Consider the following 18,398-nt stretch of genomic DNA (forward strand, 5'->3'; position numbering starts at 1 on the left):
GCGAGCTGGGTTCGGAATATACCGTCGTACCCTTCGCATGCCTATTGCGAGAGGATCGGCATGACCGACATTTCCGCGACGCATGTCGTTCCGTCCCGATCCGCCGCCGACAGATCAACCAGAGCAAGACTGGCCTATCTCGACGGCTGGCGGGGACTTTCGATCGCGCTGGTGCTGATCGGCCATTTTTTTCCGGTTCCAGGAATCAATCTTGGCGTGCTGGGCGTCGAATTCTTCTTCGTGCTCAGCGGCCGGCTGATGGGCGAGATCCTGTTCATCGAACGCTACCCGCTGAAAAAATTCTTCAAACGCCGCTTCTCCCGCATCTATCCGGCTCTTCTGGTCTTCGTAGTCGTCGCGATGATCGCGCTCTCCGGCACGTTCCTCGCCTTCAAATGGAAGGCGGCGCTGACGGCGCTGACATTCACCTACAATTATGCCGGCATTCTCGTGGCGCGGGCAGGGGCGCTCGACCATATCTGGTCGCTCTGCATCGAGGAGCACGCCTACATCATCCTGGCGCTGATCAGCGTCATCGTCTCCAGCCGCTCTCGCGTGGTCGTGCTGCTCCTGGCGCTGGCCTTGCTGGCCATGGCCAATGGCGCGGTTTCGTACTGGGTCTTCGGGATGGACTACGAAACCACTTACTGGCGCACCGACGTGCACATCGCCTCGATCCTGCTGTCGGCTTCGATCTGCCTGCTCAAGGCCGACGGCAGGCTGCCGGCGTTTTTGAAAGGCAAGCATGTGGCCCTGGTGGCAACGTTCTGTGCCGTTGTCCTGTTCCTGGATCAGGTGCCGACGCCGATCCACTATCTCTTCGCGGTGCCGCTGCTGGCTCTGGCCGTCAACGCACTCGATTTCAGCCCACGGTATTTTTCCGGATTGCTGTCGTCCTGGCCGATGGCGACGCTGGGTCTGTGGTCATACTCGCTCTATTTGTGGCAGCAGCCGTTCTACAAATTCGTCTATGAGCAAGGCAGCGCGCCGATCCCGATGCTGGCCGCGGTCTTCGCTTGCGCGGCCTGCAGCTACTACCTCATCGAGCGCCCGGCGCGCGAATGGCTCAACCGCAACTGGTGAATGCCGTCGTGCCCGGCCAGATGATCGTCAGTGCAGGTGGAGTGCATCGCGCTTCATAAGCAGACAATCAATTACATGTTTCTAATATAACTTTTGGGAAAGCAATGACTTGCTTTCCGATATAGACCAGTCTCATTAGACATTGGTCTTATGACAGGCATTCCTTATTGCCTCACCGGTCTACCCGCCTAGTTTGTTCGCAGGACACATCTGAGAAGATGGTTCGAAGACGCATCTGGGAGGATGGAATGGACACGACCGGGGAAAGGGCGGGCGGCTGGCTCGACCGCTCACGCACCGTCGCCGAGCCTGGCTTCAGCAGGTGGATGGTGCCGCCGGCGGCGCTCTGCATCCACCTTTGCATCGGCCAGGCCTATGCGTTCAGCGTTTTCAACCTGCCGATGTCGAAGCTGATCGGCATCACCGACTCAGCGCCCGACGACTGGAAGCTGACCGGCCTCGGCTGGATTTTCTCGATCGCGATCCTGTTCCTGGGCATTGCGGCGGCGTTCGGCGGGGGCTGGCTGGATCGTGTCGGGCCGCGCAAAGCCATGGTCGCTTCCGCCTGCTGTTTCGGTGGCGGCTTCATTGTGTCGGCGCTCGGCGTCTATCTGCACCAGTTGTGGATCATCTATCTCGGCTATGGCGTCCTGGGCGGCATCGGTCTTGGCCTCGGCTACATCTCGCCGGTCAAGACGCTGATTACCTGGTTCCCGGACCGACCGGGCATGGCGACCGGCATGGCGATCATGGGCTTCGGCGGCGGCGCCTTCATCGCCTCGCCGCTGTCGGTCTATCTGATGAAGCTGTTTTCGACTCCTGAGCATATCGGCGTCGCCGAGACCTTCCTGGTACTGGGCATCGTCTACTTCATCTTCATGCTGGTCGGCGCCGTTATCGTCAGGGTGCCACCGGAGGGCTGGCGGCCTGCCGGATGGACGCCGCCGGCGGCACAGAATGCGATGGTGACGACGTCCAATGTCCATCTCGACGATGCGTTGAAGACGCCGCAGTTCTGGCTGCTGTGGGGTGTGCTGTGCCTCAACGTGACGGCAGGCATCGGCGTGCTCGGCCAAGCCTCGGCCATGAGCCAGGAGATGTTCCCGGGACGCATCTCGCCGGCCGCTGCCGCCGGTTTCGTCGGCCTGTTGTCGATCTTCAACATGCTCGGCCGCTTCTTCTGGGCCTCGACCAGCGATTATATCGGCCGCAAGACAACCTATGCCATCTTCTTCGCGCTGGGTGTCGTCCTCTATGCGGCGGTGCCTTGGACCGGCCAGACCGGCAGCGTCTTCCTGTTCGTGCTGTTCTACGGGATCATCCTCAGCATGTATGGCGGCGGCTTCGCCACCATTCCCGCCTACCTGCGCGACGTCTTCGGCGTGCGTTACGTCGGGGCCATCCACGGCCGCTTGCTGACCGCGTGGTCGGTGGCGGGCGTGCTTGGCCCGGTGCTGGTGAATTATATCAGGCAGTACCAGATCGACAGCGGCGTGGCGAAGGCCGATGCCTACACGGTCACCATGTACATCATGGCCGGCCTGCTCGTTGTCGGCCTCCTGCTCAACCTGATGATGCGGCCGGTCAATGCGCGCTTCCACATGAAGACCGAACCAGCGGTGGCTTAGAGCCAGGTCCATCCCGATAGAATCGGGATGGGCTCTATCTTATTGTTTGAGCATGATCTTTTCCGAAAACCGGAGCCCATTTTTTGGGATCATGCTCTGAGGAGACCGACCATGGCGCAAGGCAACGACAATTCGATCAAACTGACGCTGGCCTGGCTGCTGGTCGGCATCCCTTTGGTCTGGGGGTTCTGGATGACGCTGGTGAGTGCGACAGCCTTGTTCCAGTAGCCCCGTCTTCAGCTCGATCTGCCTGGCCTCAGACGGAGGTTCGTCTGATGTAATAGCGGACTGCTTTCTTGCCACCATGGATGACGGCATCGCCGGCCTCAGTGAAGCCAAGGGCTGCGTGAAAGGCATCCGAGGCAGGGTTCGGCGGGTCGGTGTTGACCTCGCAGGTGACCAGATTGTAGCCGGCGCGCTCAACATGGCCGAACAGATCCTGATAGAGCCGGCGGGCATGGCCGCGGCCGCGCGCTTGCGCCGCCACGACGACGCGGTCGACATAGACGAAGCGCTCATAGCGCTCGCGGAACCACAGGAAATTCGGGCTGTCGTAGTGGGCGTCCTGGTCGAAGGTCATGATGAAGGCTTCGAGATCGCCGATGCGCCTGGTGTAAAACGCCTCGCCAAGCAGGAAGGACAGCCGCTCAGCCTCCAGCCACGACAGTTCTGCGGCATGCTCGTTGTTGAGCGCCAGGATCGCCGCTTCGTCTGCGGCCGATACACAGGCTATCGGGGCAGGGGTCGAGGTCATGCCTTGGCTGCCGCGATCGTTGCCGCCACCAGCGGTGTGTCGGTCAGCGTGTTGCGGTACTCGCGATCGAGATCGGAGCCACCCATGCCGACATGGGGATTGCGGTAGTCCATGGCGCTCGGCACATCCTTGAGGGCGGCAAAATGCATTTCGGACAGGCCGGTTTTGCTGCGTACTTCGGCAATGTTGTGCAGATCCAGGCCGCCGCAGCCGAGGATGACGATGCGGTCGCCGGCCTGCCGCACCAGATCCGCCAACAGCGGCAAGCCTTCGATGGCAGTGTCACGCTGGCCGCTGGTCAGCACGCGGCCGACCTTGCTGCGGATCAGTGATTCGAGCGCCTCGGCCGGGTCGCGCGTCATGTCGAAGGCGCGATGGCAGGTGACGTTCAAGGGGCCGGCAGCCTGCGTCAGTTCGCTCATGCGCGCCTCGTCCATGGTGCCATCGGCGTTCAGGCAGCCAAACACCACGCCGGGCACGCCGAGTTCGCGCAGTGCCGAGACATCGGCCAGCATCGAGGCGTATTCGGTCTCACTGTAGAGAAAATCGCCGCCGCGCGGCCGCACCATGACGTGAAACGGCACGCTTGCCTGCCCGATGGCGGCGCGGACCGTGCCGAGGCTTGGCGTGATGCCGCCTTCGACGAGGCTGGCGCACAGTTCGACCCGGTCGGCGCCGGCGGCTTGCGCCGCGAGAAGGCCGTCAATGCCTTCGACACAGATTTCGATCAGCGGCAGGCGGAGAGCTTTGGTCAAGGGGCGATCCAGTCCATGATTTCTCGCCAGCCCTACCACCGGACCGGTTGCTGCGAAAGCGCGAACAGCCTTCAGCCTTCGCCCACAGAGTTGGCGGTTATTGGCGCAATTCCGTATTCTTGGCGCCTTGCTCGACCTGATCGATCACCAGAAGCTTCACCTCGATATCACCGATATTGGTGGCCTGATGCCACTGGCCGATCATTTCGACGATGAAATCGCCAGCCTTGTAGGTGTTGCTGTTGCCGGTCTCGACATTGGTGACCTTCAGCGTGCCGGCCTGGACATAGGCATAGCGCGGGAAAGGGTGCCTGTGGACCGGCAAGGTCGCGCCCGGCGCGATATCGTAGGTCGAGACCAGCACCTGCACGTTCTTCTGCGGCAGCGTGATCGGCTGGCCGGACGCGGTCGTCGTGCGCGACGCAAGAGGGGTCACCACGACAGGCGTGCCGCTGCTGTCCAGCGCGTGGGCCGGGTTCGTGGAAAAGGCCGCCGCGAGCAGCAGTCCGGACATCAAAATTTTTCGCATGATTCGCTCCACCCCTAGCGTCAACATCGCGCAGTGGCCACCAGCACGCAAGGCAGCGCCTGGGCACCTGCCTGCCGCCAGAAAATTTTTTACGCCCCTCTTGACGGAAAAAAACACGATTACCAGATCGTTTTCCGTCGAGGCTTCGGCTCGACATACTGGCGTCGCAGCGGCGCTGCGACAGCCTCGTAACCCATGTTGCTTCACGGAGGATATGGCTATGAGAAGCTTTGATTATACCCCTCTTTACCGCACAACGGTCGGCTTCGACCGTCTCTTCGATATGCTCGAGAAAAGCGGGCGCTCCGACTGGCCTCCCTACAATATCGAGAAGATTGGCGAGAACGACTATCGCATTACGATGGCTATCGCCGGCTTCGCTCTCGATGAGGTCGAACTCATGCAGAACGGCCCCGAATTGTCTGTCATCGGCCAAAGGAAACCCGACCAGGAAAATCGGGAGGTCCTTCATCGCGGCTTGGCGACGGGCAACTTCAAGCAGGTGTTCAAACTTGCCGACCATGTAAAGGTCAAGGCGGCCAACCTCGAGAATGGCTTGCTGTCGGTGGACCTGATCCGCGAAGTGCCCGAGGAACTCAAGCCTCGGCGCATTGAGATAGGGTCCGAAGCCAAAGCGGTTTCGCTCGAGCAACCCGGCAAGAAGCAGTTGATCGATTCGAAGGCGGAGCCTCAACGCGAGGTCGCCTGATTCCCTGGACCTAGATCTACGGTCCGCCTCCCGGTTCGGCCGGGAGGCACAGATCGCGGAGAATGGAGATGAGAACCGAAGCTTACATTTTTCACCAACCTGAACCGAAAAATCTTGCCGCGGAATCCGCTGAGTTGCGGACGCCGGATGATGTGCTGAACGAGGAGACGATGACGATCGGTGCAAAGCGGGCCTTGCTCGCTTTCTGGGCTTCCGACGTTCATGCGGTTCCTGACAGTCCCGCGTTCAGACATCGGCGCCATCGTTGAAGTCAGCGACATACTCCGCGCCCTGCGTCTTCTGGACGAATCCGGGCAGGAAACGCGTGTTTCAAAGGTGTCGGAAACCGTCAGCCTGTCTTTCGACCGGCGCCGCAGGAAGAGCCGTCTCGGTTGGATGCGGCATCCCTGGCGAGATGACGACGATGATCCGCCGCCAATCCCGGCCTTTGCAACGGTGCCGCCCGGGCGTGGAGGTGGCGGCATGTTGGCCGAGCCGGAGCATGCAATCGCATAATGACCCGAACCAGCAACAACCCCGTGCCGAATGGAGGATTACATGAGTGACAGGACGTTCGACCAACCGGTCCTGGTCAAGAATGGCGAGTTCATTCAAGAAATAGGGTGCCTCGACGACGCCTTTGACTTCTTTGACGAGTGGCCAAGGGAGCGGCGGGGTCCGATTTTCGAGACGGCCTTTCGAGCCTGCCAGCGTGCTCACGACGGCCAGGTTCCGCTGACGGTGGCGCGCGACGCCGTCGCCGGCTTCGCAAGATCCGTCAAGATCCTGCAGGACCCGCTTGCTCAATTCCCTTGGATGGACGGCACAAGGTCAGGTCGCGGCGGGATTACCGCTTAGCATTGATAGGGGCGGCGCTGCCAGGATGGCGCGCTGCATGGTCGTCGTTCACATCGCTACAAGGTGAACTGCCCTACCAGTTCACCTTGTAGCGGGGCGGCTCGATCGTTTGTTCGAACTCCTGGTGCGGTTTTTGGCAGCTGGCTAGGTCAGCCTCGCAACAGTCATCGCTAATATAATATTCGAGGCGTCACCACAGGAGGTTCAATGGTTTCCGCTATCGCAAGTCAACATCGGCAAGTCCCGGAAAAACAAACGGCAGCGGGAAAGCCGCAAACGAGCGAAGGATTTTCACCGGGCCGCAGCGCGGACGCCGTGGGACACCTCGCCAAAATCATGGTTGCAGCAGGCGGTGATGTTGACGCTGGTGCGCAAGGCCGCGCGGCATCCAGGATCGCCAGGATGGATATCACCGTTTTGACCGCGCCACCCGCAGAAACACCAACTGAGTAAGATAGGCTCGTTCGGGCTTCCTTGCCGCCATCGGCGGCATGCGATGCTCTCGCAGATTATGCCACGGCTCTCAGCGGAGGCTCCGCCATCGTCCCCAAGCCGTCGCATTCCGTGCAGGTACCTGTCTTTCCGGGGCAGCCACCCCGATGGGTTCCCTGCGGGCAGCAGTGCCCGTTTGACGCATACCACTTGGAGCAGTCGAAAACCCTGCCGCTGCCATGACAGCGCACGCATACCATATCTGAAGTCATTCTCAATTCTTGCCCAACCCAAACGCACTCGCCCGACGCCGCAAGTAACAGGAGTCATTGCGCTTTCAATCACATCGCCCTGACTTAAATTGGGGAGATCGACGGATGGCCGGAATCGGGGCGAACTATCGCTGCGCCGTAATTACGTTCCTCGTGAAAACCTTGCTCGCCACAACCCGCGTTGGGCATTGGCCGGCACCAACAGGCTGGGCCGGCTTGTCCGGTTCCTTCTCGGCGGTGACAGCGACTGCATCACCGGACTGCGCGTTGGCGGCCTGTGTGGCCGTGGACGCGAAGAGCACCGTCTGAGTGATGAGAGCCGAAAACGCGGCAACCTGGACCAGCACGGCGGCGAGGGCGATCTTCTTGAGCATCCGAGAGAACGATCTTCGATGTTCCCGGTTCCCCGCGCATTCAGGTTTTCGACTTGCTACGGGAACAAGAGACCGGCAGTGCGGTTAACTCGATTATGCCGAGCAAGATCAAAGAGCCACCCTCGAAGCTCCAGCCGGAGAAGGTACCTATCCGACGTCGGGACAAAGAAGCCCCGCCAGAGCTCGAACATGTCGACCCGCCACCGCGAGACGTGCGAGAGGCACCGGCCCCCAATCCGAACGGCGACAAGAGATGAAATCCTGATGGGGCCCGTGATCGAAGCGCGCTGCATAGCGGCGCCAAGTCAAGTTGAGGATCAACCTGCTGCCTGCGGTTTTCCAGACATGCCATTGATCAGCCCCTATGGGCGACGTGACCGTCTCAAGGCTTTGAAAGATTGGCTCCCCGGGCCGGATTCGAACCAGCGACCAACCGGTTAACAGCCGGTTGCTCTACCACTGAGCTACCGGGGAACGGGGGCTCTTATGTGAGTGGCGCAGCCTATAGCTGCCCTTTTCGGCTTTGCAAAGAAGCTTTTCACATTTTTACGAGGCTTTTTCGCACAGGCCTTTCTCGCAATCGTCGACGGATGCCCTCATATTAGCCGTCTTGGTGGGGATATGGAACCGAAAGCGCGGCGGCGGCTTTGGTTCCAGCATGCTTGCGAACAATCAAACGGGTCAATTTTTCGAGACGATGACAGCACAAGATAACCAGATGCCGGCGCGAAAAATCTCCGTTTTCGGGCGCGAGTTCAAAATGCCGCGCTCGCGTGGGCTCAGAATCACGATCGGCATCCTGCTGACCATCGGCGGCATCCTCGGTTTTCTGCCGATCCTCGGCTTCTGGATGGTTCCGCTCGGATTGCTGGTGCTGTCCTATGAATTCGCCATGGTTCGCCGTCACCGGCGTCGCTTCGTCGTCTGGTGGGAACGGCGTCGCCGGCCCGATTGACCGCCGATAGCGCAAGGTGGTTGTTCAGCGGGCGGCGTGCTCTTCCAGTGCCTCATGGATCTGCTTGAGAATTGCCGCGGCCGAGGCAAGCCTTGCCCTGTCATGCGGCGACAGGCTGCCCGCACCTTCGATGGACAGGCGGTCGATGGCGTAGTGCAAAAGCTCTCCGCATTGTGGCAGGGACAGGTTGGCCGACGCGGTTTTGTCTTTTACGACCTTTGCCTGATGCATGGCTTTGCCTCCTGGCGTGCTCAACGCATAAGCCGTGGATGCGTTTCTTTCAGCGGCAGGTCATGCTTACCAATCCGCTAATATGCCGTTGTGTTGGCTGGGTAATGAGGATTTGACGGATGCTGCCCGGAACTGGCGCCGAGGAAACCGTTCGGAATGCACGGTGGCCGCTTGACGGCATTTTCGCCGCAACCTATTGGAACCGGGTGGAACGCCGGGAGCAATGAGGCCTCGTGGCGGAGTGGTTACGCAGAGGACTGCAAATCCTTGCACCCCGGTTCGATTCCGGGCGAGGCCTCCAATGCCGGTTACTATAGCGGAATTCGCGTTTTAAATCAATCATTTAGATAGCGAATTCCGCCGCGTTATACGACGTTGGCATTCCCGCGTTATACAATCGAGGCTTTCTCGCCCGCCTCATGGGCCAGCCGGCGACGATTCGCAGCCTGCACATAGGGGCGTGCTTCCTTGGGGTCTTTCCAGCCGAACCACGCCATAAGCTGATATTCGGTCGCGCCGCCTTCGGCCATTTTCGTGGCCCGCCACTTCCGGACACTGTGCGCTGTAACGTCGCGGACCCCGGCTTGCCGGAACCACTTCGCCACCCTGGCAGAGAGCGCCTTGTCGCTGGCGAAGGCCGCGCCTTCCTCGGTAAGGACGAACGTCATCCGGTCTTTCGGAAGATCCAAATTGTTGACCGGCAGCTCACATAGCATCTTCGTCTTGACCGTCACGAACGATATGAGGCCATTCTTGACGTGCTGGCGCCCAAGCAGCCGGAGATCGGACACGCGGACGCCGGTATGCTTCAGGATGTCCATAGCGAGCCGTGCAGGGCCGCTGGGGTGCTTTGCCTCATAGGCGGCGATATCCTCGTCGGTGGCCGTGTCGTGGCCTCCCTTGGGCACGCGCAGACGTCCTATGTCCCTGACCGGGTTTGGCCGCACCTTCGCGTGCTTGAAAACCTGTGACAGTATCTTCAGGCGTTCGTTGCCCGCGTTCGGGTTGTCGCGCTTGCGGTCCCGAAGCACTTCAAGATGGGCTGGGCCGATTCGCTCCGCTCGCTCCTGTCCGAAAGTCTCGGGCTTGCCACGCTCCAGCGGTTCGGCCATCATCGACAGGATTACGCGCTTGCGGGCATCGCGGGTCGCCTTGGCCTTCGATGTGAAATCCGGCGACTTCATGTATTGGTCGCACATCCACTCGAAAGAGCCTTCATAGGCGGCGGCATGCGGCGACACCCATTCCTTGCATTTCCGGTAGACAGCCATGAATTCCGGCGTCTCGGGCTCGCCTGGCAGACGGGTGAGGGGCTGGCCTCTCCTGTTAAAATAATAGCGCTTGGTCCCGTCGCGGTTGGTCCGCGCGGTCACATGCTGTAGGATGAGTTCCATGGGAGCGTTCACAATTTCGGCTCCCTGATCAGCGGCACAATAGTTGGTTCGGTGGTATTGGCCGGCTCGGGCTTATCCCCGCTATCCCCGCCAATCACAACCGACAAAGAGACGCCATCGAAGATCACGCGGCCGATCGGCAGGCCAAGGTCGCGAACGGCTTTCACCATCCGCGTCACCTCGTCATGCGTGATTCTGGCCGCGCGCCTCGTCATCTACCCTTCCCCATCGATAGAGGGAGGGGCAGGCAGCGGTTGCCAGCGCTCAACAAACCAGCCTGTCACGAAGTTCGAATCGCCGGCGGAATGGCCTTCCCTCGTCAAGCCGAACTCATCGACGCCGTGCCAGACATCGCCCTGCCACTTCGCGAACCATATCGATTTGTCTTCGCCACAGGAAAGCAGGAGGAACCTGTCTTTCGGCGCCGTGCTAATATCTATCCAGCCGTTTTCGTCAGGTTCATTGACGTCGGTGAACGTGGTATATTCGGTCTTGTCGCCTTCGCCGGAACGATAGCCGCAGATGGTGATACAAAAGCACGGCTTGCTGCGCCCTTTGGCTGGCGCGCCGCACCCGCAGCATTTGAAGGGCGCGCTCAAGCTCCTTCCTCCCCATCTTGAGATAGGGAACGGGCGGCGATCTCCTGAAGGCGTTTAACCGCCTTGATCAGTCCAAGCCGGGTCCAAATCGGGCTCGGGAAATTGTCGATTGGAGCGGCGATCTGCTCCAGTGCAGCCTTCATCCGAAGGATCTCGGCCTGGGTGGAGGCGAGGCGAGATTCGAGATCGGCGACTAGTGCTTGATATCCGACGATGCCGACTTTGAGCATGATTTCGCTCATGGTTCCCTCACGGAAGAGAGGGCGACGAAGCGACCGTCTTCGAACTCACTGACAGGCCGAACCCATGTCGTGCCGTCTTCATCGCGATAAATGGCAACCTTGGCATAATCGGTCAGGGGCGTGTCGGTCTGGATCTCGCCGTAGCCGTCCAGATGGTATTTGCTGCCGCGCTTCACATGCTGGTGCGTCGGCACCCAGCCGTCCTTCACCGCCATTTCTGGCGCTGCGGGGGAAAGGGCTTCGAGGATCGGGGCCGAGAGCCGGCACCACTCTTCAAGCGAGATGCCGAGCGGCATGTTGGCCAGTTCTTCAAGGCACCGTAGCGCCTCTGTCACGCCCTTGGTAGCGGGTGGGGATGTGGGGGTCATGCTGCTGACCTCCGAAAATGGTCGGTTTCAGCAGTGAACCAATCGACAAGCGGCGTGTCGTAGCCAAGCATAAGTGGGTGCTTGGGATCGCCGGACTTCGTAAAACCGAAGACCTTGACCGGCTTGCCAGACGCAAAGAATAGGTCGCGCATCGCGTCCAGGTGGTGCCGGAGGCGCGGCGGTATCTTGTCCCGGCTTCCCCAGCACGGAACCAGGATATCAGCTTCAGAGATGGCCTCAGCAACGTGGCGAGCGTTGTCCGGTCCAACGGGGTCGGCTACCTTGGCGAGTTCTCGGACATCGGTCGCTGTCTTGCCAAACGGATTGACGGCGATGTACTTCCGACCATTGTTGCGGAGCGTGAAGCCGCGCCACTTCATCGAAGTTTGGTCTTCGTCGCTGACGCCAGCGGTCGAACCATTGATGCCGCTGTACAGGAAAACCAAGCCGGTGGCCTGTACCTCGCGGTCAAGCCGATGGCGAAACAGGCCGCATTCGGAAAAGACAGCAGAACTCTTTAGTGCGAACATGTCAGACATTGCTTTTTCCTTTCAAAAACAGTAGCATAACTACGGTTTTCACTCAACGATTTGTGCGGTTTCCCGGTGTTTTCTGAGTCATTCGTCGTCGCCGGGACCGGCCGCATATTCATCGTCTCGCGCGATTTCATTTTCGAGCGCGATATCGTTCAGGGTGTCGTCTGGCACAGGATAGGGGGAAGCGAACAGTTCGTAGTTACCCAGTTCCAGCGAACTAGATGCCATCCTGACGACTGCGAAGGCGCGTTTTATCTTGTCGTCATCGACATATACCGTAAGGTCCGCCACCGGCCCCGTCTCCCCGGCTGTCTTCCTGGATAGAGAGGCGCGGAGGCGCTTGACGGCATCGATAGCACCATCGGCAAGGAGCCTGTCGTCTGTGCCTTCCGTCGTCATGCACCAGAACGATTCGAGGCAAGTGTCCAGCACATCGCATTCGTCCGTCGCCTCTCCGCTCCCCGCTGCTATAGGGGTGCTGAGGGCAGCCTCGAAAGCGCGTTTGATTGCGCATTCAGCGCATGTGATGCAGCGCTTGTCGCCTTGGAACTGATGGTGACAGGTTGCGCACTGGCACAAATGTCCGCCGGGCGCATATCCATGGAAGGGCCATTGGTGCGTCTCTACCCTGTTCATGGCTGAGAGCCTGAAGCGAGGGAGATGGCGGCACGTCCGGCGTCGGTTGCCCAGCTTGTCGGCTGGTCGTCATCATAGCCGCTCTCGATATAGCCGAGATCGGTGAGCCGTTTGTTGGCTCGCGCCATTGCCGGCCGATCGCTGTAAGGCAACTGCTCGATACCGCCCGCGCAGACGGAGAGATATTTGCGTTCAAGTTCAGTCAGGTCATTCATAGCTCTCGGTTCCTCAAGATATGGGATGGCGGAGGTCATGCTGATGGCTCGAAAGCTGCGCACTCTTTGTCGTCCTTGCGATCTATCCAGCCGCCTGATGGCGTAGGACCGCCGCCCTTGTTGAAGCCGATCCAGTATCGGGATTTTGGCAGCACGATTTCTGGCATCTTCCATCCGCAACGGCCTGACCCGTCAGGGTGCAGGCTAGCTTTTGCGGTGCGCTTCCATTCAGCGAAGCGACAAGTCAGGCATGGGTTGCTCATAGCCGTTCCCCGGTTGCGATGTGGCGGCGCGCTACAACCTTGGAAAGGGGCTTTGGACGGGCAGTATCCTGCGGCACAAATACGAGCCCGGACTGAACCCAGATGTGCAAAGTTCGCTGCAAGGCGCGCATGGAATAATATAGACAATCTTCGGCAGAAAGTCTATGATTATCAATAGTTTCGTGGCATTTCGCACACCCAAAAGCGGCGTGGAAATCATCCGACTTCGTGGCGCCGCCTTTTATGTCGGACGGCAGATGGCACAGGACCACAGTCGCGGAATCGTGGTTGCAAATTCCTGGGATCTGAAACGTGCAGGGCTGGCCTTTTGCGGAGGCGCGGAGCTTGGTGGAGACAATGCCCATCAGCGCAAACTCACGTGGTATTCGCGGTCAAGTTCGGCAGCGATTTCCTTCTCGACCTCAGCCATGGTCAGGTCAAAGCGGCGAGCCTCCAAAAGCTCGGTGTGGACCGCTACGAAAGCGGCTGGACGATCGGGAAGCTTGCGGGCGTGGCTCCTTACCCATGTCTGGCGGGTCATGCTGCTTTCGCCTTCTGCTCGGGGTTGTACGCATACCGATCTGGCGGAATGGTCAGGACCACGCCGATTTCAGCATGGCGACGAAACACGATGTCCAGATACCGGCTCATCTGCTCGACGTTCATCAAGCTTGTGACAGGCAGTTCGGTATCGCGGATCAGTTCCAGCTTTTCGGGATAGGGCAGTGGGCGCACGAGTTTGTCATAGGTCGCCTTGAACTTGTCGTGTGCCTCCCGAAGGATCGGAACGCCGATTTTCAGCTTGCACCGGGCGCGAACGTCTTCACGGTCCTCGCCGGTTTGCTCGCTGATCTCGACATACCATTTGAATGCAAGGCGGTTCTGTTCTCCCGAGCGGTCCCGGCCTTCCGTGATATCGACGGTGAACGGGCGCTTACGGCCCTTCAGGTAAACCACCAGAAGCTGCAGATCGGCTTCGTTCTTGACGGGTCGCGTTACCATTGTGTCCCTTTCCGGCCGGAGCATTTGCGCCCCGGCCTTCTCTGGTTATCCAGCCATTGAAAGAAGTTCGCCTGGCACAATCGCTCCCGGCTCGTATTTGGCGCGGAGGCGATGCACGATCAGGCGAAGCTCATTGAGAAATTCGATGACATCCTTTTCCAGCGCGGCAATCAGGGTGTCGTCACGGGGGATGCGCCGAACATAGAGACGCATCGTCTCGGGGAAGCGCGGGTCATAACTGGCGAAGTCGCACCACAGGCGGCCGGTGCAGCACATTTGCCACTGCATCTGCAGCACGTATTCCTGCGCTATTTCCTCTGCCGCCAGCGTCTCCAGATGAACGGCCAGGGTCGGGCACTTGAACTCAACCAAGCCATCTTCATCGATCAAGCCATCCGGTGAAGCGCCTGTATCGCCAATCGTCGGATGCTTGATGAACCCAGTTTCAACGATGGTCGCATCCCGATAGAACTCGTATGCGATCTTGGCTTCTGGCTCGACTTCCTCACCCCAACGGCGCGCTGCACCAGTCCCCGACGCGACATGCGTTCCGGACAGCCGCTCGACCACGAGGTCGTACATGTAGTTCTTGCGGGCGGCGCCCCAGCCGGTTTTGGTGCGAGCGCACACATCAGCGATACGCGAGGCGGTGACGTTGCCTAGCCTGGCTTCAAACCATTCTTCCGAGCGTTGTTCCATTATGCCGTCTTCCCCTTCTTTTCGAGGGACTTGACGGCGCGCTCGTACTGCGAGGTCAGCAGATCGGCCACGCCCTCTACTTTGAAATAGGCGCAGAACCGAACAATGTCGGTGCCGGTCTCCTCGATCTTGCGCAGGAGAATGTCGCGCTGTTCCTCGCTGATCGGGTTGTCGTCTTCGGTCTGCTCTGAGCGCTTGGCGTCGTCGTCCTCTGCCGCTGCCAGGCCAAGCGCGGCCTTGAGCGTCATGCGCTGGAGATAGGTCAGCGTCGAGCCGACTTGCTGGAGGCTGTTCTTGTTGCCGCTGTCATCGCGCGGGCCGACGAGGGTGTTTTCCTCGAAATATCCGAGACGATGCGATACGATACACGTGACGCTGACCGGCTCGCTTGCCGCCGAACTGGTGCGGAAGCGATAGGATAGGCCGTGCTTGCCCAAGATCGGGTTCACGGTGCGGGCGATCTCGGCAAGGTCTTCGTGCTTGTAGTGGGTCCGCCCCTTGGCAGAGGTGAAATCAACCGTGCGATTCTTGCTGATGATGGGTATCTCGGACTTCGCAGCCGACATGGCCTCATCGAACGCCTTGCGGGCCTGCGATGCCTCCCAGCGTTCTTGCAGTGCCAGAAGCCGTTCCAGCGTCTCCGGTGTGGCATTGCTGGCCAGCGCGCGGTCAATCATCGCCATTGGCGTCACGGCGCCGGCCTGGTAGGCTGCCGGTCTGGTTTCCGGCTCATGCTCGATTAGTGCGTTCGCGGCGGTGTTCATGCTGCAATTCCTTCTTGGTGAGATGCTGCGCGATCTGCTGCTACGCGCCTGACGATCCGCTCGGCTTCATCGGGATGGACACCAGCAGTGACCAGTAAATCGTAGTCCCTGAACCGCCTCTCCCAATCGGTCTGGAAGCGGAGCAATCGGGCTGCTTCTAGGATGTCCATTTCAGGCGTCCTCATCTTCGAATTCTTCGACGCCCCACATGAGCTTGTGCATGCGGCGATACTCGGCTTCAGGAGCGTCTTCCTCCGACCAGGGATTGCTATGGAACTCATCCGAGTAGGCGGTGAAGCGGCCAATGGTTGCCCCGCCTCGTCCTTCATCAAACCAAGAGTATTCGAAGGGCAGCTCGCCAATGTGCCAGAGAGCCAAGAGCCAGCCGTAAGGCGTCTGCCACGCGGTCTGGAAGGTCAGTGTGAGCGTGTCGTCAGCCGCGGCAATGGTCTGATACTTCCCGCCCTGGTCGATGCCGTAGGCGTTCCATTTCGTGCCCCAATTGGCGCGGCTCCAGTCGAGCGCGTTGCCAGGAAACACAGAATGTTTTGTGCTGACGCTTCCCTGCCAAATGTTGCTCGGAATGGGCAGAAGTGTCGCAAAGTCTATGGGTCTTTCCGGGCCACGTATGATAGCAAGGATCGCGCCTTGCTGGTCGGCGTCTATGTTCTTGAATCTGATTTCGGTCAGGACATGGTTCGGCATCACAGGGCCTCATAGGTGTCAGGATCGACTTCGAGCATGTCGAGGTCTTGGGGAGGGATGCCGCGTTCAAGCTGGCCAATCGTGAGGGCGCCGACGCGGTAGGTTGCGCCACCAGTCGAGACGATGAAGTCCGTTCCGAGCAGCCCGCCGAAGATGCGCGTGACAATCCGCCAGTCCGTGTCAGCGTATGGTTCCGGCTGGCGGGAGATAGCAGCGGCTGCGTTCATGATTGCACCGAAGCGGCTGCGATAGCTGCACGGACAGCCGGCAGGGTATCGTGGGCAGGGTCAGGTGTGCCGGCGTCGGGCATGCGGATGAAGCCGAGTTCGACGCCGTTGACCATGAATTGTTCGGCTGCTTTGAGCGCCGCCAGCATGGCCTTCTGGCTCTTGCGGAGAGCACGAAGCTCGGTGTTCAGGTTGCGCAGTTGGGCATACAGGTCCGGCTTCTTCTTCGATGAGGCGAGTATCCGGTCCCACTCTAGTTCCTCGACCTCATCAATGATGGCGCGCAACTGGTCGGCATCGTTCGTGCTGCCGAAGTAAATGCGGTCGCCTTCGTCCTCCAAGCCTTGGCTCACGTTAGACAGGGTGTCCCGGAACCGCCGCATCAACTGTGAGGAATAGATTTCGTTGGCCCGCGCCTCGGTGAGCGCCCGTTCAATTTCGGTCTGCGGTGCACTGGCGTTCATCGTCTGTCTCCGTTAGTTGCGGGAAGGGGTGGTCAGCGGAGCAGGTGGCCGCGACCAGCGTTCACCATGTCGCGGCGATAGGCGCTGTCGTCCGGCCCGCCGCTTTCCGCCAAGCTGTCCTGCTGGCGCTGGTAGGCGGCTTCCATCTGGGCGTCATAGTCGGTGTAGGCGTCAGCCAAGAGATTCTTGGCCTCTTCCAGCGAGCAGTCGAAATCCTTGAGGACTTCAACCAGGGCTTCGGTGATCTGCCAGTTGCGGGGCTTCATGACTGTGCCTCCGCTTTTGAAATGGCGGCCTCAAGCCGACGCAAACCGCCTTCGATGGTGCGGATAGCGGTGGCTTTCGTTGCGCCTATGGAAAGATCGATTTGGGCATTGCGGAGATAGCCGGCGGCGGACTTCATCTCGGCCAGCATGTCAACGGCAGGCTCTTTCGGTAGCGGCGGCTTCGGGCAATTGCCGCTGTAGCCGTGGAACTTGAACATCTCCTCGCCAGCCGGCATCGGCTCGCCGCAGAGTTCGCATCGGGCTGTTTCGCTGTCGGTCGTCATCTCATGTCTCCGTCATTGTACTGTCTGGAGGGAAGGGAGGTTAGGCGGCGATGGCCGGTCGCACGTCCATGAAGGCGGCGATTACTTCCGCCGCGACTTGCGGGACGATGGCGTTTCCGTAGGCGCGGAGCTTTCCCACGCGGGCGGGAACCCCATGAGCCAGCAGACGAATGCTGGGTTCAATGCGCCGGGCTTTTCCGTCCGCGGCGATGACCCAATCCGCACCAGACCACCCAGTAGCATTTCGCCTTTGCGATCCCCGCTCCGTGAGGTCTGTCCGCCCGTTGCGCAGGCCACGCTCGGCGTCGGCCACATTGAAAGAGCCGCGACGGCTGGAAGGGCCATGCCCGTTTTCGAGCGGGTCGCCTTCGCGAAATCCGGTCCCGCTTCCGACGCCCGTGGGGTGGGCCAAAGAGCCAACGCTCTGATGGCAACTAACCCCGCCGAATTGCCTGCCTCGTTGTTCCCGTCCTTCGCCTTTGCCAGACTGGTCGGCGTCGGCCACAAACCACAGTCTATCTCTGCGATGGGGCGCATCGACGGAACAAGCTGGGAGTACGGTAGCCCCGACGGTGTAACCCGCGCCGTCCAGGTCAACGCGCATTCGGTCGAGCCAATGCTTTCCAATCGCGTCCTTAACCTGCTCTCCCATGACTGTTGCAGGGCGGACGGCATCAACAAGGCCGAACCATACGGGCCAGAGATCGCGCTCGTCCTTTTCAGCAAGCCCTTTGCCTGCGAGGCTGTAGGGCTGACATGGGCAAGAACCTGTCCAAAGGGGACGCTCGTCAGGCCATCCAGCAAGTCGAGCTGCATAGGACCACCCGCCGATGCCTGCGAAGAAATGGCATTGGGTGTAGCCTTCAAGGTCGCTCGGCTGGACATCCGCAATGCTCCGGTCATCAACATCGCCGGACGCAATCAGGCCAGCGGAAATGAGGTTGCGCAGCCATTGGGCGGCGTAGGGATCGAATTCGTTGTAATAGGCGGACATCACAGCGCCGCCCTTGCTCTCGCCATGCCCAGCGAAGGGCAGACAATCGGATCGCTGAGAATGCCGTAGACGTAGAACTCGCCGTCGACTTCCCAGATGGAAATCTGTCCGTGCTGTTCGATTAGGGTTCCGGTCATTGTCCATGTCCTCTCTGGGGGTG

34 protein-coding genes and 2 tRNA genes are annotated in these 18,398 nt (G+C 60.1%); 9 read left to right on the top strand and 27 right to left on the bottom strand.

What is annotated here, in order from left to right; genetic code table 11:
* Positions 1-60 precede the first annotated feature (60 nt).
* The 3 genes from MESCI2_RS0126215 (at position 61) to MESCI2_RS1000000139340 (ending at position 2,939) form a co-directional block, all read left to right on the top strand.
* Entirely contained in the window at positions 61-1,083 is a 1,023-nt protein-coding gene (locus MESCI2_RS0126215; RefSeq protein ID WP_027039071.1) for an acyltransferase family protein, read from the top strand.
* Between the two features lie 248 nt (positions 1,084-1,331).
* Positions 1,332-2,711 (top strand): L-lactate MFS transporter, encoded by a 1,380-nt coding sequence (locus MESCI2_RS0126220; protein ID WP_027039072.1) that lies wholly within the window; start codon positions 1,332-1,334, stop codon positions 2,709-2,711.
* A 111-nt stretch (positions 2,712-2,822) separates the two neighbouring features.
* Entirely contained in the window at positions 2,823-2,939 is a 117-nt protein-coding gene (locus MESCI2_RS1000000139340) for an MFS transporter small subunit (protein ID WP_127413652.1), read from the top strand.
* 28 nt (positions 2,940-2,967) lie between these two features.
* Here MESCI2_RS1000000139340 and MESCI2_RS0126230 read toward each other — a convergent pair whose 3' ends face one another.
* The 3 genes from MESCI2_RS0126230 to MESCI2_RS0126240 form a co-directional block, all read right to left on the bottom strand.
* Positions 2,968-3,465: a GNAT family N-acetyltransferase gene (locus MESCI2_RS0126230; protein WP_027039073.1), complete on the bottom strand. Its 498-nt coding sequence runs from the start codon at positions 3,463-3,465 to the stop codon at positions 2,968-2,970.
* Positions 3,462-4,232: a copper homeostasis protein CutC gene (locus MESCI2_RS0126235; protein ID WP_027039074.1), complete on the bottom strand. Its 771-nt coding sequence runs from the start codon at positions 4,230-4,232 to the stop codon at positions 3,462-3,464. The genes MESCI2_RS0126230 and MESCI2_RS0126235 overlap by 4 nt, the downstream gene beginning before the upstream one ends.
* Positions 4,233-4,317: 85 nt before the next feature.
* The gene (locus MESCI2_RS0126240) at positions 4,318-4,749 is read right to left on the bottom strand and encodes a cupin domain-containing protein (protein ID WP_027039075.1); all 432 of its coding nucleotides are present in this window, start codon (positions 4,747-4,749) and stop codon (positions 4,318-4,320) included.
* A gap of 220 nt (positions 4,750-4,969) precedes the next feature.
* Here MESCI2_RS0126240 and MESCI2_RS0126245 point away from each other — a divergent pair, with 220 nt between their 5' ends.
* From MESCI2_RS0126245 to MESCI2_RS1000000137540, 4 genes are all read left to right on the top strand, one after another.
* On the top strand, positions 4,970-5,458 hold the full coding sequence (locus tag MESCI2_RS0126245) for an Hsp20 family protein (RefSeq protein WP_027039076.1): 489 nt from the start codon (positions 4,970-4,972) through the stop codon (positions 5,456-5,458).
* A gap of 68 nt (positions 5,459-5,526) precedes the next feature.
* The gene (locus MESCI2_RS1000000139075; protein ID WP_245270478.1) at positions 5,527-5,727 is read left to right on the top strand and encodes a hypothetical protein; all 201 of its coding nucleotides are present in this window, start codon (positions 5,527-5,529) and stop codon (positions 5,725-5,727) included.
* Between the two features lie 289 nt (positions 5,728-6,016).
* On the top strand, positions 6,017-6,316 hold the full coding sequence (locus MESCI2_RS0126255; RefSeq protein ID WP_027039077.1) for a DUF982 domain-containing protein: 300 nt from the start codon (positions 6,017-6,019) through the stop codon (positions 6,314-6,316).
* 207 nt (positions 6,317-6,523) lie between these two features.
* Positions 6,524-6,769, top strand: a complete 246-nt coding sequence (locus MESCI2_RS1000000137540; protein ID WP_081738913.1) for a hypothetical protein — start codon at positions 6,524-6,526, stop codon at positions 6,767-6,769.
* A gap of 376 nt (positions 6,770-7,145) precedes the next feature.
* Here MESCI2_RS1000000137540 and MESCI2_RS01000000135700 read toward each other — a convergent pair whose 3' ends face one another.
* On the bottom strand, positions 7,146-7,394 hold the full coding sequence (locus tag MESCI2_RS01000000135700; RefSeq protein WP_032901381.1) for a hypothetical protein: 249 nt from the start codon (positions 7,392-7,394) through the stop codon (positions 7,146-7,148).
* Positions 7,395-7,793: 399 nt separating this feature from the next.
* A tRNA-Asn gene (locus MESCI2_RS0126270) sits at positions 7,794-7,868 on the bottom strand.
* Positions 7,869-8,091: 223 nt separating this feature from the next.
* Here MESCI2_RS0126270 and MESCI2_RS0126280 point away from each other — a divergent pair.
* On the top strand, positions 8,092-8,349 hold the full coding sequence (locus MESCI2_RS0126280; protein WP_024503836.1) for a hypothetical protein: 258 nt from the start codon (positions 8,092-8,094) through the stop codon (positions 8,347-8,349).
* A gap of 24 nt (positions 8,350-8,373) precedes the next feature.
* On the opposite strand, the gene MESCI2_RS0126285 is transcribed toward MESCI2_RS0126280, so the two are convergent.
* Positions 8,374-8,580 carry a hypothetical protein gene (locus MESCI2_RS0126285; protein ID WP_027039079.1) on the bottom strand — a complete coding sequence of 69 codons (207 nt, stop codon included), beginning with the start codon at positions 8,578-8,580 and terminating at the stop codon, positions 8,374-8,376.
* Between the two features lie 227 nt (positions 8,581-8,807).
* Here MESCI2_RS0126285 and MESCI2_RS0126290 point away from each other — a divergent pair.
* Positions 8,808-8,881: transfer RNA gene (locus MESCI2_RS0126290), tRNA-Cys, on the top strand.
* Between the two features lie 88 nt (positions 8,882-8,969).
* On the opposite strand, the gene MESCI2_RS0126295 is transcribed toward MESCI2_RS0126290, so the two are convergent.
* The 21 genes from MESCI2_RS0126295 to MESCI2_RS1000000138210 form a co-directional block, all read right to left on the bottom strand.
* Positions 8,970-9,986, bottom strand: coding sequence for a site-specific integrase (locus tag MESCI2_RS0126295; protein ID WP_155936678.1), 1,017 nt, complete (start codon positions 9,984-9,986; stop codon positions 8,970-8,972).
* Positions 9,983-10,189: a hypothetical protein gene (locus tag MESCI2_RS01000000135705; RefSeq protein WP_032901382.1), complete on the bottom strand. Its 207-nt coding sequence runs from the start codon at positions 10,187-10,189 to the stop codon at positions 9,983-9,985. The genes MESCI2_RS0126295 and MESCI2_RS01000000135705 overlap by 4 nt, the downstream gene beginning before the upstream one ends.
* Positions 10,190-10,573: a hypothetical protein gene (locus MESCI2_RS0126305; protein WP_027039081.1), complete on the bottom strand. Its 384-nt coding sequence runs from the start codon at positions 10,571-10,573 to the stop codon at positions 10,190-10,192. It abuts the gene before it with no gap.
* Complete coding sequence (locus MESCI2_RS0126310) at positions 10,570-10,815, bottom strand: hypothetical protein (RefSeq protein ID WP_027039082.1); 246 nt, start codon at positions 10,813-10,815, stop codon at positions 10,570-10,572. The genes MESCI2_RS0126305 and MESCI2_RS0126310 overlap by 4 nt, the downstream gene beginning before the upstream one ends.
* A complete protein-coding gene (locus MESCI2_RS01000000135710) occupies positions 10,812-11,183 on the bottom strand; it encodes a hypothetical protein (protein WP_155936679.1) in 372 nt (123 codons plus the stop codon). The genes MESCI2_RS0126310 and MESCI2_RS01000000135710 overlap by 4 nt, the downstream gene beginning before the upstream one ends.
* Positions 11,180-11,722: a DUF1643 domain-containing protein gene (locus MESCI2_RS0126320; RefSeq protein ID WP_032901384.1), complete on the bottom strand. Its 543-nt coding sequence runs from the start codon at positions 11,720-11,722 to the stop codon at positions 11,180-11,182. Before MESCI2_RS0126320 ends, MESCI2_RS01000000135710 begins: the two co-directional genes overlap by 4 nt.
* A 78-nt stretch (positions 11,723-11,800) precedes the next feature.
* Positions 11,801-12,118, bottom strand: a complete 318-nt coding sequence (locus tag MESCI2_RS1000000138200) for a hypothetical protein (protein ID WP_155936680.1) — start codon at positions 12,116-12,118, stop codon at positions 11,801-11,803.
* A gap of 233 nt (positions 12,119-12,351) precedes the next feature.
* Entirely contained in the window at positions 12,352-12,570 is a 219-nt protein-coding gene (locus MESCI2_RS0126330) for a hypothetical protein (protein WP_027039086.1), read from the bottom strand.
* A 35-nt stretch (positions 12,571-12,605) separates the two neighbouring features.
* On the bottom strand, positions 12,606-12,737 hold the full coding sequence (locus MESCI2_RS1000000139180) for a hypothetical protein (protein ID WP_276325630.1): 132 nt from the start codon (positions 12,735-12,737) through the stop codon (positions 12,606-12,608).
* A gap of 92 nt (positions 12,738-12,829) precedes the next feature.
* A complete protein-coding gene (locus tag MESCI2_RS1000000139345; protein ID WP_081738914.1) occupies positions 12,830-13,198 on the bottom strand; it encodes a nuclease domain-containing protein in 369 nt (122 codons plus the stop codon).
* On the bottom strand, positions 13,198-13,374 hold the full coding sequence (locus tag MESCI2_RS1000000138205; RefSeq protein WP_155936681.1) for a hypothetical protein: 177 nt from the start codon (positions 13,372-13,374) through the stop codon (positions 13,198-13,200). The genes MESCI2_RS1000000139345 and MESCI2_RS1000000138205 overlap by 1 nt, the downstream gene beginning before the upstream one ends.
* Entirely contained in the window at positions 13,371-13,859 is a 489-nt protein-coding gene (locus MESCI2_RS01000000135715; RefSeq protein ID WP_197031604.1) for a hypothetical protein, read from the bottom strand. Before MESCI2_RS01000000135715 ends, MESCI2_RS1000000138205 begins: the two co-directional genes overlap by 4 nt.
* A gap of 21 nt (positions 13,860-13,880) precedes the next feature.
* Positions 13,881-14,534 carry a lambda exonuclease family protein gene (locus tag MESCI2_RS01000000135720; protein ID WP_050596697.1) on the bottom strand — a complete coding sequence of 218 codons (654 nt, stop codon included), beginning with the start codon at positions 14,532-14,534 and terminating at the stop codon, positions 13,881-13,883.
* Positions 14,534-15,217 carry an ERF family protein gene (locus tag MESCI2_RS01000000135725; RefSeq protein WP_245270479.1) on the bottom strand — a complete coding sequence of 228 codons (684 nt, stop codon included), beginning with the start codon at positions 15,215-15,217 and terminating at the stop codon, positions 14,534-14,536. The genes MESCI2_RS01000000135720 and MESCI2_RS01000000135725 overlap by 1 nt, the downstream gene beginning before the upstream one ends.
* Before the next feature lie 252 nt (positions 15,218-15,469).
* Complete coding sequence (locus MESCI2_RS0126355) at positions 15,470-16,003, bottom strand: hypothetical protein (protein ID WP_027039087.1); 534 nt, start codon at positions 16,001-16,003, stop codon at positions 15,470-15,472.
* Entirely contained in the window at positions 16,003-16,230 is a 228-nt protein-coding gene (locus MESCI2_RS0126360) for a hypothetical protein (RefSeq protein ID WP_027039088.1), read from the bottom strand. Before MESCI2_RS0126360 ends, MESCI2_RS0126355 begins: the two co-directional genes overlap by 1 nt.
* Complete coding sequence (locus MESCI2_RS0126365; RefSeq protein ID WP_027039089.1) at positions 16,227-16,694, bottom strand: hypothetical protein; 468 nt, start codon at positions 16,692-16,694, stop codon at positions 16,227-16,229. Before MESCI2_RS0126365 ends, MESCI2_RS0126360 begins: the two co-directional genes overlap by 4 nt.
* Positions 16,695-16,726: 32 nt before the next feature.
* Positions 16,727-16,960, bottom strand: a complete 234-nt coding sequence (locus MESCI2_RS0126370; protein WP_027039090.1) for a hypothetical protein — start codon at positions 16,958-16,960, stop codon at positions 16,727-16,729.
* Entirely contained in the window at positions 16,957-17,244 is a 288-nt protein-coding gene (locus tag MESCI2_RS0126375) for a hypothetical protein (protein WP_027039091.1), read from the bottom strand. Before MESCI2_RS0126375 ends, MESCI2_RS0126370 begins: the two co-directional genes overlap by 4 nt.
* 40 nt (positions 17,245-17,284) lie before the next feature.
* Positions 17,285-18,238, bottom strand: a complete 954-nt coding sequence (locus MESCI2_RS01000000135730; RefSeq protein ID WP_032901387.1) for a DNA cytosine methyltransferase — start codon at positions 18,236-18,238, stop codon at positions 17,285-17,287.
* A complete protein-coding gene (locus tag MESCI2_RS1000000138210; RefSeq protein WP_155936683.1) occupies positions 18,238-18,375 on the bottom strand; it encodes a hypothetical protein in 138 nt (45 codons plus the stop codon). Before MESCI2_RS1000000138210 ends, MESCI2_RS01000000135730 begins: the two co-directional genes overlap by 1 nt.
* Positions 18,376-18,398: the final 23 nt, after the last annotated feature.

The organism is Mesorhizobium ciceri WSM4083 (assembly GCF_000519305.1).
In the GTDB taxonomy this organism is placed as follows: domain Bacteria; phylum Pseudomonadota; class Alphaproteobacteria; order Rhizobiales; family Rhizobiaceae; genus Mesorhizobium; species Mesorhizobium ciceri_B.